General features: G+C 65.3%; 12 protein-coding genes. 3 read left to right on the plus strand and 9 right to left on the minus strand.

Annotation, left to right across the window (positions count from 1 at the left end; translation table 11 throughout):
• Positions 1-90 precede the first annotated feature (90 nt).
• The 5 genes from SMD14_RS05575 to eat all read right to left on the minus strand — a co-directional run bounded on the left by SMD14_RS05575 (position 91) and on the right by eat (position 5,877).
• Positions 91-870 carry a 3-oxoacyl-ACP reductase gene (locus tag SMD14_RS05575; protein WP_409339710.1) on the minus strand — a complete coding sequence of 260 codons (780 nt, stop codon included), beginning with the start codon at positions 868-870 and terminating at the stop codon, positions 91-93.
• Between the two features lie 24 nt (positions 871-894).
• Positions 895-2,262 carry an aldehyde dehydrogenase family protein gene (locus SMD14_RS05580; RefSeq protein WP_321215640.1) on the minus strand — a complete coding sequence of 456 codons (1,368 nt, stop codon included), beginning with the start codon at positions 2,260-2,262 and terminating at the stop codon, positions 895-897.
• Positions 2,243-3,007, minus strand: a complete 765-nt coding sequence (locus SMD14_RS05585) for a gamma-glutamyl-gamma-aminobutyrate hydrolase family protein (RefSeq protein WP_321215641.1) — start codon at positions 3,005-3,007, stop codon at positions 2,243-2,245. Before SMD14_RS05585 ends, SMD14_RS05580 begins: the two co-directional genes overlap by 20 nt.
• Complete coding sequence (locus SMD14_RS05590; protein WP_321215642.1) at positions 2,988-4,370, minus strand: glutamine synthetase family protein; 1,383 nt, start codon at positions 4,368-4,370, stop codon at positions 2,988-2,990. Before SMD14_RS05590 ends, SMD14_RS05585 begins: the two co-directional genes overlap by 20 nt.
• Positions 4,371-4,437: 67 nt before the next feature.
• Positions 4,438-5,877 carry an ethanolamine permease gene (gene eat / locus SMD14_RS05595; RefSeq protein WP_321215643.1) on the minus strand — a complete coding sequence of 480 codons (1,440 nt, stop codon included), beginning with the start codon at positions 5,875-5,877 and terminating at the stop codon, positions 4,438-4,440.
• A 192-nt stretch (positions 5,878-6,069) separates the two neighbouring features.
• Between eat and SMD14_RS05600 the strand changes: the two genes are divergently transcribed.
• Positions 6,070-6,825: an FCD domain-containing protein gene (locus tag SMD14_RS05600; RefSeq protein ID WP_321215644.1), complete on the plus strand. Its 756-nt coding sequence runs from the start codon at positions 6,070-6,072 to the stop codon at positions 6,823-6,825.
• Positions 6,826-7,018: 193 nt separating this feature from the next.
• Positions 7,019-7,969, plus strand: a complete 951-nt coding sequence (locus SMD14_RS05605; protein ID WP_321215645.1) for a hypothetical protein — start codon at positions 7,019-7,021, stop codon at positions 7,967-7,969.
• A gap of 36 nt (positions 7,970-8,005) precedes the next feature.
• Here SMD14_RS05605 and SMD14_RS05610 read toward each other — a convergent pair whose 3' ends face one another.
• A complete protein-coding gene (locus SMD14_RS05610; RefSeq protein ID WP_321215646.1) occupies positions 8,006-9,961 on the minus strand; it encodes a S8 family serine peptidase in 1,956 nt (651 codons plus the stop codon).
• A gap of 190 nt (positions 9,962-10,151) precedes the next feature.
• Between SMD14_RS05610 and SMD14_RS05615 the strand changes: the two genes are divergently transcribed.
• Positions 10,152-10,382 carry a hypothetical protein gene (locus SMD14_RS05615; protein WP_157238817.1) on the plus strand — a complete coding sequence of 77 codons (231 nt, stop codon included), beginning with the start codon at positions 10,152-10,154 and terminating at the stop codon, positions 10,380-10,382.
• Positions 10,383-10,405: 23 nt separating this feature from the next.
• Here SMD14_RS05615 and SMD14_RS05620 read toward each other — a convergent pair whose 3' ends face one another.
• The 3 genes from SMD14_RS05620 to SMD14_RS05630 form a co-directional block, all read right to left on the minus strand.
• A complete protein-coding gene (locus SMD14_RS05620; protein WP_321215647.1) occupies positions 10,406-11,131 on the minus strand; it encodes a hemerythrin domain-containing protein in 726 nt (241 codons plus the stop codon).
• Between the two features lie 148 nt (positions 11,132-11,279).
• Positions 11,280-11,537: a hypothetical protein gene (locus tag SMD14_RS05625; RefSeq protein ID WP_321215648.1), complete on the minus strand. Its 258-nt coding sequence runs from the start codon at positions 11,535-11,537 to the stop codon at positions 11,280-11,282.
• A gap of 8 nt (positions 11,538-11,545) precedes the next feature.
• Positions 11,546-12,643, minus strand: coding sequence for a C2 family cysteine protease (locus SMD14_RS05630; protein ID WP_321215649.1), 1,098 nt, complete (start codon positions 12,641-12,643; stop codon positions 11,546-11,548).
• Positions 12,644-12,705: the final 62 nt, after the last annotated feature.

Consider the following 12,705-nt stretch of genomic DNA (forward strand, 5'->3'; position numbering starts at 1 on the left):
CGTCAACGGGTTGGCCGTTGCTCCGCCGACGGCCGCCGCGTCTGCGGTGCGGCGGCCGTCGGCGGTGCAATCGTTTCCCCTGTTCCTGGTTTACTCGGGGGTGACGTAGGCTCCGGCAATGCCGCCATCTACCAGGAAGGTGGAGGCGGTGATGAAGGATGCGTCGTCGCTGGCCAGGAAGGCAACGGCAGCGGCAAGTTCCTCAGGCTCGGCGAACCGTCCCAGCGGAACGTGGACCAGCCTTCGCGCAGCCTTCTCTGGATCCTTGGCAAACAGTTCCTTCAACAGCGGCGTGTTGACGGGACCCGGGCAGAGGGCATTGACGCGGATGCCCTCGCGGGCGAACTGGACCCCCAGTTCACGGCTCATCGACAGGACACCGCCCTTGGACGCGCTGTAGGAAATCTGGGACGTGGCGGCACCCATCACCGCCACGAAGGACGCCGTGTTGATGATTGACCCCTTGCCCTGTGCCTGCATGTACGGCAGGGCGTATTTGCAGCAGTAAAACACGGAGGTGAGGTTTACTTCCTGCACCCGGCGCCAGGCGTCGATTCCCGTATCGATGATGGAGGCGTCATCCGCCGGGGAAATCCCGGCGTTGTTGAACGAGATATCCACGCTTCCGTATGTTTCATTGGTGACGGCATAGAGGTTCCTGACCTCCTCCTCGCTGGTGACGTCAACTTTTACGAACAGCCCGTCTACTTCCTCGGCAGCCTGCTGGCCGGCGGTGGAATCGAGGTCTGCGATGACGACGTGGGCCCCTTCGGAAGCGAACCTGCGTGCCGTGGCCAGCCCGATTCCGCTGGCACCGCCGGTGATGACGGCGCTGCGGCCCTTGAGGCGGCTGGAGATGACTTCAATCATGGTGCTATTCCTTACTTGCTCTGCTTAGTCGGTGGTGGAAATGAAGACGTTCTTGGTTTCGGTGAAGGCGTTCAGTGCGTCAGGGCCCAGTTCGCGGCCAAGGCCCGACTGCTTGAAGCCGCCAAAGGGTGTGGAGTACCTGACGGATGAGTGCGAGTTGACGGATAGGTTTCCGGACTCGAGTCCGCGGGCAACCCGCAGCGCCCGCCCCACATCCCGGGTCCAGATGGAGCCGGACAGGCCGTAGACAGTGTCGTTGGCAAGGCGGAGCGCGTCAGCCTCGTCCGTGAAGGGCACCACTGCCACGACCGGACCGAAGATCTCCTCCTTCATCACCCTGTCCTCGCGGGACGGCGTCAGGACGGTGGGAGGAAACCAGAACCCCCTCCCTTCAGGCGCCGACCCGCGGAACGCCACGGGAGCCCCGTCGGGCACGAAGCCGGACACGGTGCGGTGCTGCGCGGCGGAAATCAAAGGCCCCATGAACGCGTCTTCATCCCCGGGGTTCCCGACCTTCAGCGCCTTGACCGCAGGTTCGAGAAGTTCCAGGAACTTCTCGAAGACGTTGTGCTGCACCAGGATGCGGGAGCGGGAGCAGCAGTCCTGGCCGGCATTATCGAAGGCCCCGCCCGGCGCGGCGGCGGCGGCCGCCTCCAGGTCCGCATCAGCGAAGATGATGTTGGCGCTTTTGCCGCCCAGTTCCAGCGTCACGGGCTTGACCTGCTCGGCGCACCCGGCCATGATCCGTTTGCCCACGCCCGTTGACCCGGTGAAAACCACCTTGCGTACGGCAGGGTGGGTCACAAAGCGTTCCCCCACGATGGATCCCTTGCCTGGGATGATCTGCAGGACACCCGGCGGCAGTCCGGCTTCGAGTGCCAGGTGGCCAAGCCGCAGGGCAGTCAGCGGTGTCAGTTCGGCGGGCTTGAGGACCACGGTATTGCCCGCGGCCAGGGCGGGGGCAAAGCCCCATGCGGCGATGGGCATCGGGAAGTTCCAGGGGACAATGACGCCCACAACACCCAATGGCTCGTTGAAGGTGATATTGACCCCGCCGGCTACAGGGATCTGCTGTCCGAGGTGGCGTTCCGATGCCCCGGAGTAGTAGTTGAGGACGTCCCGGACATTGCCGGCCTCCCACCGCGCGTTGCCGATGGTGTGGCCGGCGTTGAGTACTTCAAGTTGGGCGAGGTTCTCGAGGTCCGCATCCACGGCAGCGGCGAAGCGGCGCAGCAGCATCGCCCGGTCTGCGGGTGGGACGTTGCGCCAGGCTTCGAAAGCCGCGGCGGCCTTCGCGATGGCCCTGTCCGTTTCTTCTAAGGAGTTGAGCGGAACCGTTTCAATGACTTCTTCGGTGGCCGGGTTCAGGACCTCAAACATGCTGCTGGACATCGACTAAGTTCTCCGTTCGTTCTGTGCGGTAGGTGCGGGCTGCATCAATGAACCCCTTGAAGAGCCGCAGGTCCTCCGGATTCTGTTCGGGGTGGTACTGCACCCCCAGCACCCAGCCGCCGGCTGTTGTCTCAAGGGCCTGTACGGTTCCGTCCTGCGCCGCCGCCGTCACGCAGAGGCCGTCCGCAATGCGGTCCATGGCCTGGTGGTGGTAGCAGGGGGCGCTGGCACGTTCCCCGAGCAGGCGGCCGCTGATGCTGCCAGGCCTGGTGGTGAATTTGACAGTGCCAAATACGCCCGGCGCCGGCTGGTATTGCGCTGAACCCGGCGTGACGTCAGGGATGTGCTGGATCAAGGATCCGCCCAGAGCCACGTTGAGGATTTGGGCTCCCCGGCAGATGGCAAACAACGGAAGTCCGGTGGCCAGCGCCGCCCTGGTCAGCGCGATGTCATGGGTGTCCCGGCCGGGTTGCGAGCGGGTCATTTCATGAGGCTCTGCACCGTAGTGCTCAGGCCCGACGTCGCTGCCGCCCGCGATGATAAGCCCATCCAGAAGCTCGACGACGGTGGTGTCGGTGCCGATCGGCGGCAGCAGGACAGGTGTACCGCCCGCCGCAACAACCGCCTCTACGTAGGTTCCGGGCAGGATTGCCGCGTCCGCTTTCCAGACCCCCCAGGCCGCCTCCTGGTAGTAGGTGGTGAGGCCGATGCGCGGCCGGTAAGCATTAGAGACGTTCAAAGCCACGCTTGTGCTCCCAATCCGTCACGGCACTGTCAAAGGCTTTAAGTTCTACGGCGGCAGCGTGCGCATAATGGTCCACAACCTCGTCGCCGAAGGACTTGCGGGCGATTTCGCTGGTGACCAGCAGGGCGCGCGCTTCCCTGAGAGTGGTGGGGATCCTGTCCGCGGCGGACTCATAGGCATTTCCCAGCATGATGGGTTCCAAAGGCAGATCATTCTCGATGCCGTGGATGGCTGCAGCGATGAGGGCCGCCGCCGCAAGGTAGGGGTTGACGTCGCCGCCACCCACGCGGTTTTCCACCCGAAGGCCGGGACCGCGGCCCACGACGCGCAGCGAGCAGCTGCGGTTGTCAAGGCCCCACGCGATGGCGGTTGGGGCGAAGCTGCCCTCGACGAAACGCTTGTATGAGTTGATGTTCGGCGCCAGGAAGTACGAAAGCTCCTTCATGGCTGCCAGCTGGCCCGCGACGAAGTTCTCCATGACGGGGCTGAACCCATGCTCCCCGCCACCGGCCAGTACCGGGTTGCCGTCCAGGTCCGTCAGGCTGAAATGGATGTGGCAGGAACTGCCCTCCCGCTCGTTGTATTTGGCCATGAACGTGATGCTCTTGCCGTGCTTCCCTGCGACTTCCTTTGCGCCGTTCTTGTAGAACGCGTGGTTGTCGCAGGCCCGAAGCGCCTCTGCATACCTGAACGTGATTTCCTGCTGGCCGTGGTTGCACTCGCCCTTCGAGGACTCGACTACAAGCCCGGCGTTCTCCATGCTCGTGCGGATGTCCCGGATGACGGGTTCCAGGCCTGCCGTGGCGAGCAGCGAGTAATCAACGTTGTAGCGGGTTGAGGGCTTAAGCCCGACGTAGTGCTTATCCCATGCTTCGGCGTAGCTGTCGTCAAACATGATGAATTCGAGTTCCGTGCCAATGTGGGCTCGGTAGCCGAGGGCCTCGAGCCGTTCGATCTGAGCCCGAAGGATCTGGCGGGGGGACTGGGCTACAGGACGCCCGTCAAGCCAGAAGATGTCGCACTGGACCATTGCCGTGCCTTCCAGCCAGGGAACAAGCCGGAGCGTGCTGACATCGGGCTTCATGACCATGTCGCCGTAGCCGGTTGCCCACGAGGACATCGCGTATCCATCAATGGTGTTCATTTCGACGTCGACGGAGAGGAGGTAGTTGCAGCCTTCAGCTCCGTGTCCCAGGACGTCCTCAAGGAACGACCTTGCGCCGCAGCGCTTTCCCTGGAGACGGCCCAGCGAATCGGTGATTGCGACGACCACCGTGTCGATCTCACCCGAAGCAACCTTCCGCTTCAGGTCTTCGACAGTCAGCGCGGCCTGGGAGTCGTTTCCCGTGGTGTGGTTGGTCATTTGATATCCGTAACTTCGATCCGATGATTTGCGTGATTTTTGCTCTCCGCAGGACGCGGGGGCGGTATTAGTTGCTGAGTTCGGCTTCCGCTGCCGCGAGCTGGGCAAATTCCTCTTCGGGCGCACCGGCCACAATCCGGTGCCGGCTGTAGAACCAGTAGTAGAGGAGCGCGGCGGCAAACACGGCGGCGGTGATGGACGCTGCCATGACATCGACGACGAACGTGGCGACGACGGCGACGGCGGCCAAGACGAGGGCAACGGTTGTTGTGACGGCGCCGCCCGGTGTCCGGTACCCGCGGTGAAGGTCGGGTTCCTTGATGCGCAGGACAATGTGCGAAAGGTTCAGCAGCACGTAGGAGACCGTGGCTCCGAAGACTGCAATGTTGATGAGCAGGGCGCCGTTGCCCGTTGTGGCAGCCAGGACGAACCCGAGGGCGCCGGGGACGATGAGGGCCCAGTATGGAGTGCGCCGTTTGCCTGTCAGGGAGAGCCACTTGGGAAGGTACCCTGCGCGGGAAAGGGCGAAGAGCTGCCGGGAATAGGCGTAGATGATGGAGAAGAAGCTGGCCACCAGCCCTGCGAGCCCCGCATAATTTACGAAGTCTGCGAGGATCGTATTGCCCCCGTAGGCCAGGCGGATTGCTTCGGGAAGGGGGTTGCTTGAGGCGCCCATCGCCTCGGAGCCGGCGGCACCGGGAACCAGGACCAGCATGAGGGCACCAAAGACCACCAGGACCACGAGGGCGGCGATGATGCCGCGGGGCATGTCCCTTTTGGGGTCCGCCGTTTCCTCCGCTGCCAGCGGGACGCCTTCAACCGCGAGGAAGAACCAGATGGCATATACGAGGGCAGCCACGGCACCGCCGATGCCCATGGGAAGGAAAGCGCTGGACGTCGGTGAGCCGTCCGGCACAACATCGAAAAGGTTTGCCGCGTTGAAGTGCGGTACCAGCCCCACCACCACTGCCGCCAGGGCGATGACGGCTATTGCGGTGATCGCAAAGATCAGTTTCAGTGCCTCGCCGACGCCGCGGAGGTGGATCCCGACGAAGACGGCGAAGGCAACAAGGTAGACCGGCCAGGAGTTCGTGAGGCCGAAGAGCCCCAGGGCTTCGACATAGCCGCCGATGAAGGTGGCGATGGCGGCGGGGGCCACGGCGTATTCGATCAGCACGGCCATCCCGGTGGCAAACCCGCCCAGCGGGCCAAGCGCCCGGCGCGCGAACCCGTAGCCGGCGCCGGTGGCGGGCAGTGCGGAGGAAAGTTCGGCCAGGCCGAACACCATGCAGGCGTACATGATGCCCATCAGGATGAACGCAATGAGCAGGCCGCCCCAGCCGCCCTGGGCAAGGCCCAGGTTCCAGCCGGCGAAGTCTCCGGAGATCACGTAGGCAACTCCGAGCCCGGCGAGCAGGACCCATCCGGCCGCTCCGCGTTTGAGTTGCCGGTGGTGGAGGTAGCCCTCGTCGTCATTGACGGGCTGCCCCGAGGGATGTAATGACATGGGAATTCCCTTCTTTCAAGGGTTCTAATGGTCTGTAATTAGTCCAAAAGTTCTTTGCCAGTGTGGTGCACGTCACCGCACGGAGTCAAGCAATATTCGTTTTTCTATTCAAATTTCGGAAAATTTCCCGCAGGCTCGGCCTGTGCGGGAAGCGGCAATAGGCCTGTTATTAGACCGCGCTAGGATGGACTCATGGAAGAGTCACTGCTTGGGGTCCCCACGAGGCTCATACGGCCGGTCCGGCACGGGAACGCCTTTGAGGAAACCATCGAACGGCTGCTCCAAAACATCAAGCTGGGGCTTTTTGGTGTGGGCGACAAGCTGCCGGCCGAGCGGGAGCTCTCGGAACTGCTGGGCGTGTCCAGGGCAACGCTGCGTGACGCCCTGGCGGAGCTCCAAAAGGCCGGCTATGTGGAAGTCCGCCGCGGCCGGACCGGGGGCACCTATGTATCCGCGCGGAGGCTGGGGGAGCTGAGGGGTAGCGCAGGCCTGGACCCGGCGGAGGTCAACGACGTCCTCACCTTCCGCGCCGTGCTGGAACCTGCTGCAGCGTCGCTGGCCGCGCAGGCCATGCTCTCCCCGCGGCAGCGACGCCACCTGCTCGACACCCTCGCCGACGTGGCAGGGGCACCCGCGGAACTGTACAGGCCCAAGGATGCGCGGTTTCACGTGGCCATCGCGGAAGTGTGCGGATCACCCAGCCTCGTTGCCGCCGTCGCAGACGCCCGGGCGAGGGTCAGCGACCTCCTTGACCGCATCCCGTTCCTGGAGCCCAACCTTGAGCATTCCAACCGGCAGCATCAGGAGCTCATCGATGCCATACTCCGTGGCGACGCGGAGGGCGCCTACCAGGTAGCTGCCGATCATCTGCAGGGGACGGCCTCCCTGCTCCACGGCTTTCTTATCTCTCCGGAGGGTTCGTCAGCCGCTACAAAAGCCGTGCGCTGAGATTTTCCATGGCAGTGCGCGCCCTTGACAGCCGGTCCAGCACTTAGGAATATCAAGACTGCCGGCGGGTCCCGGCTTCTTCCTGGGGACGCTGACCTCCGGTTCGGCCTCTCCAGGGGGTTATCGGATGCAGTCAGCACGCCGTCGTCGCAGACCCTTTCGCAGTGCGGCTGCGATTGCCGCGGCCGTCCTGATGGTATCCACGGCGGGCTGCGCCGGCCCTCCGGAACCCCCGGGGCTTCCCAACGGGTTTGCGCCCCCTGCACCTGATGTCCGGATCGCTGCCGTCGGCGACATGAACGACGCAGGGAACACTGACCCTGACAGCCCGTCCGGCCGGAACGCTGCTGCGATAAGCCGACTCGTGCAGGACGACCAGATCGACGCGTTCCTGGGTCTGGGTGACTTCCAGTACGACACCGCCTATTGCGACGACTACGTGAACTATTGGGCGACCCTATGGAGTGGCACAATGCCCAAGCTGTACTGGGTTTCGGCCCCCAACCATGACTGGGAACCCGGCCGCAATGAGGACCTCGACAACTTCATGAACGGCCAGTGCCCGGGGTCTCCGGAGAAGGCTGCGGTCAACGGGGAGCGTGGGCGCATCGAGAACGGGGAGGCGTACTCGAAGGACTTTGGGAACTGGCACTTCGCGTTCCTGTCCTCAGCGCACTGGCGGTACAACCCAGCACAGGCCCGGGCGATGACAAGATGGCTGGACAAGGATCTCGCCGCTGCGAAGGCGGCCGGGAAGCACCTGGCGGTGGTGCACCACGAGCCCTACTTCACGTCGAACACGTCCGAGCACAACCGGGCTGCTGACCACAAGCCGTGGATCGACGTGATGTGGAAGCACCGGGTGCGCCTGACACTGTCGGGGTCGCAGCACAACTACGAGCGGTCATGCCCGGTGAACAACAGGGACGAATGCGTCGATGACGGGATGACGGCGTTCCAGGTTTCCACTGGCGGCATTGGACTCCGCCCCTTCACCAGCAGTCCGCGGTATATCGAGAACCGGTTCAGCGATACCCACGGGTTCCTTCGGCTGACACTGCGCCATGACGGTTCCTTCGACTGGAACTTCATTGCAACACGAGGGCCGGGCACGGACTCAGGGACGCGTTCCGCACCCAAATAAGGGCCACCGTGTGCGCCGGTTCATCAAGCCCGCTGGCTAGCTGATGGCGGTCATGACGTTCCAGCCGGGCCCCACGTTGATGCGCCAGCCGAAGACGCCGTTGCCGGTGCCGGGGTAGGTCCAGAGGGTGCCGCTGGTGTCGCGGGCGGTGAGGTCGGGTTTGCCGTCGCCGGTGAGGTCGCCGGCTGCGCTGATGGCGGTCATGACGTTCCAGCCGGGGCCGACGTTGATGCGCCAGCCGAAGAGGCCGTTGCCGGTGCCGGGGTAGGTCCAGAGGGTGCCGTCGCTGTCGCGGGCGGTGAGGTCGGGTTTGCCGTCGCCGGTGAGGTCGCCGGCGGCGCTGATGGCGGTCATGACGTTCCAGCCGGGGCCGACGTTGATGCGCCAGCCGAAGAGGCCGTTGCCGGTGCCGGGGTAGGTCCAGAGGGTGCCGCTGGTGTCGCGGGCTACGAGGTCGGGTTTGCCGTCGCCGGTGAGGTCGCCGGCGGCGCTGATGGCGGTCATGACGTTCCAGCCGTCGCCGACGTTGATGCGCCAGCCGAAGAGGCCGTTGCCGGTGCCGGGGTAGGTCCAGAGGGTGCCGCTGGTGTCGCGGGCTACGAGGTCGGGTTTGCCGTCGCCGGTGAGGTCGCCGGCGGCGCTGATGGCGGTCATGACGTTCCAGCCGTCGCCGACTTTGATGCGCCAGCCGAAGAGGCCGTTGCCGGTGCCGGGGTAGGTCCAGAGGGTGCCGCTGGTGTCCCTGGCCAGCAGGTCGGGCAGGCCGTCTCCGGTAAAGTCCCGTTCTGCCACGACAGGAGCCGGCAGCCACGCCTCACGCCCCGTGTTGACCAGACGGTTGGGGGTGCCCGGTGACGCGCCGGTGATAACACCCGCGGCGGCGGCTGAAGTCAGTTCGGCGGAGATCCCGGCCGGCGTCTGCCCGGGGTTCTGGGACAGGGCAACCGCAGCTGCACCCGCAACGTGCGGGGCCGCCATGGACGTGCCGTTCATGGTGGCCGTAGCCGTCGTCGAGGTGTGCCCGGCCGACAGGATGCCGACGCCGGGCGCATACAGGTCAACACAGCTTCCATAGTTTGAAAACCATGCCTGGCGGTCCGAGGAATCGCTGGCTGCGACAGTCAGCGCCTCGGGCACCCGTGCCGGTGACCGGGTGCAGGCATCTATCGAGGTGTTGCCGGCAGCCACAACTGTTGTGACGCCGTCGCTAATGACTCCGCGGACGGCCGCGTCCACCACGCTGTTGGCGCCGCTGCCAAGGCTGAGGTTGGCGACGGCGGGTGTGCCCGCGGCATGGTGGGAGGCTATCCAGTCAAGACCGGCGACGACGTCCGAGTCATAGCCGGAGCCTTGGCAGTCGAGGACACGAACCGGGACGATGGTGGCTGCCTTCGCCACCCCGAACGCTTTCCCGGCGATGGTGCCGGCCACGTGCGTGCCGTGGCCGTTGCAGTCACCGCTGCCCAGGCCGTCAGCAACGGCGGTCCAGCCCGCAGTCACCCGTCCGCCAAAATCAGTGTGTGCGGCGAACACGCCGGTATCGATGACGTAGGCGTTGACGCCGGCCCCGGAGGACGGCGGCGCGAAGGTGCCGGAGAGCGGGAGCGCCTTTTGGTCGATCCTGTCCAACCCCCATGGCGGCGACTGCTGGGTCTCGGACAGGGAAACGGGCGCATCCGGGGCGATGGCGGAGATCCGGGGTGAACGGGCGAGGGCAGCCGCCTGCCCCGAGGTGGCTGTGATGACTGCACCCCGTACCGCGGCAGAGAAGGTTTTTCCCACGGCCACGCCTTGGGAGCGTAGGCCCTGGGCCTCATTGGCGACGTCGGCGCCCGGGGCGAAGCTGACCAGGTACCGTTCGCTGCCGCCGGGACTTTGCGGCTCGAACGCGGCCGCAGAGGGTGCCGCAACAGCCGGCGCGGCTGCAGGCAGAACAGCGGCCGCCAGCACAAAGGCGCCAAACGCGCCCAAGAGTCGTTTCGACAATGGCATGAATCTGCTTCCCCCCTGTACACCGGCTGAGCCCGGGGCCTTTCCCGACGCTTGGACTCCGCTCAGGAAACCGTACGTTGTGGCCGTAAGGAGTTTACAGGAGCAGCCCCGGCGGCGTCCGCCGCCAAAGCCGCCAAATTTAACCTCACCGGGCCCTTCCAGAGTCCTGCTGGCGTGGGAGACTTCAGTCATGGGCATCGAACAGTGGTGGGCAAAGCTGCAGCCATCCACGCAGGAGTGGCTGATCGAGAACAACGGCGACGTGGTGCCCCCGGCAGTGGTGGCCGAAATTGCCCAGGCCGGCGGACCGGCCGGCGACGATTCATGGTGGGCCGGCCAGGGCGAAACCCCGGGGCACTATTTCCCTGACGAGGCCATCGACTGGGTCGAGACCACCGCAAACGATGAGGAAGCCGATTAGCGGAGGAACACCATGGCTGTCTTTCAGAGCGTCTCGGGAATCGGGCGCCCAGGGAAGAGCGTGGCATACTGCCGGCGGTACATCCGGCGCCCGACCAGGCGGTAGGCAAGCCGGACCGGCAGTGGAATCTCCCTGAACAGTTCCTTCCGGTCCTGGGGAGGATTGGTGGCCAGCACCATGCCGAGGTAGGCCACCATGAACTTCTTGTCGAACTGCTCGATCCCGTGCTGGCCCACCCCTTCCATCTCCTTCTGGTCCATCACCCGGTCCACGACGGGCATCACCTCGGTGACCTCGCGCCGCAGGTGCACCTTGAGGACGGACGAGAGGTCCTCGTAAAGGCCGGCGAGTTCCTCGCCCGCCTCCGCGTCCGCCTTCTGCATCCAGCGCAGGCGGACAGGTTCAATGCCCTCAAGCCGCTGCGTGACCTGCCTGTGCTGCTCGAGCATCAGCCCCACGTGCAGGGCGCAGGCCGGTGCCCGTTCCGCCAGCTGCGGGTACATGAGCAGGTCTTCGCCCTCATGGTGGACGTGGAGCACCTTGTCGAAGTTGCCGAGCACCTCACCCACATACGCTGCCCGGCCGGTATCGCCGGGCGCCACGGACCGCACCAGGCCGGGTGCCTCGTCGTAAGCCCAGAGGAAAAAACGGTGGATGCGCCGCATTGCCGCAGTCCCGGTGCAGAGGACCGGCCCCGGCGGCAGGGGTGCTGCGGTTTCGCCGGGCTGCATGGTGAAGAAGTCGGTCACTGGATGGTCCCCTAACGGTGCTCACGCGAGACCAGGACCTCTCCCCGGGAGCATCGTATCGCCCGCCCTGCCGCCGCCACAATGGCGGGGAAGGGGCTCTGCGGCGGGCCTTGGACCCTACTGACAGTTTCCGCCCGGGCGGCTGTGCTCAGGCGGAGTAGGTGAGGTCCGCCGACGCTGTGCGTTCCCCGTCAGCAGGCCGGATGGAATCGAACCGGAGGGTGCCCGCGCCCGGCAGGGCCACCGACTGCCCTTCACGGAAAGCCTGCTTGCGTTCCTGCCCTCCGGCGCGGATCCAGACCTGGATGGCAGGGGCGCCGCCGGTGAACCCGATCTTCACGATTCCCACGAGCACACCGCCGAAGTTGGGCTGCATGCCCTGCCGGACTGTAACAAGCTCTTCCACGGCCATCCTCACTTCAGATCCACTGAGTACACCGAGTCAAAGTTTTCCTTGTACTCGTCTTCGGTCAATTCCAAGGTGCCCGACTTCTGGTCGTCATCGCCCGCCATGTAGCCGCCCGACGGTCCCCACGGGTTGGCCAGGACCACCACCTTTTCACCGTCACCGTTGGTTTTCACATCCACCACAATGTACGCATGGTTGGGCACCACATCGGTGCGGCTGACCTCATCGGACTCCCAGAACCAGTCGAAGTCATCGTCCTTGACGTCCTGGCTCCCCACGGACACCGCCTGGCCCTCACCGAGCTTGTCCTCGATTCCCGCCAGGTCCATCTCGCCGTCCCGGTCCGCGGACTTGCCGGTCATCAGCTCCATGGCCTCATCGCTGAACCCGCCGTCGATATCCTCGTAGGAACCGCCCCGCTGTTCCGCGGCAGCGCGTTCGTAGATGGACAGCCAGTTCGGCGCACCGTCGGCACCCCTGACGCCGCCCTCGGTGGACTTGGCCTCAACCGTTACCTCCACGGGCTCGCCGTCCTGGTACAGGGTCACCACCCAGTGCGTGGGCGGATCACCCACCGGCCGCAGGTGTTCAGCCAGGAACTCATCAACCTTGCCTTCACGTTCAAGCATCTGGGCCACCGACCCCATCCCCGCCAGGAGCCAGCAGTCACCGATCTGTCCCTGCCTGATGTCGGCCGGATCGCCGGCATCCGGATCCTCGCGGACATCGCCCGGCACATCCACGTCGGGGCGGTCGGGGTCCAGCGGCCCCGGGTCTCCGGGAGGGTTGGAGTCCGGCGTCCCTGAACCATCAGGTTTCGCCGCGCCTCCGGCTGTACCGGCACTGGCCCTTGCCTGCTCGTCCGCGTCGCGAAACAAGTCCTGCGCCTGGCTCTGCAGGTCCGCCGCCACACGCTTCAGCATGGGCCCGTGCCCGGCATCCCAGGCCGCCCGGAACACCGTGGCGTCACGCCCGTCCCAGCGAACGCTGGAAAGCAGCTGGCCCAGTTCCGCGGACAGCGAGGCCATTTTTTCGGACTGCTGGGACATCGACCTGGCCAGCGCCCTTAACTGTTCAATGTCTGCGCCGTAAAACCCGGGCATTCGTCCGTCCCCCTCGTTTCGACGCCGTACCAGCGCCATCGTAGGCCTGCTGCGGCCACTGG

The sequence above is a fragment of the Pseudarthrobacter oxydans genome (assembly GCF_034258515.1).
GTDB lineage: Bacteria > Actinomycetota > Actinomycetes > Actinomycetales > Micrococcaceae > Arthrobacter.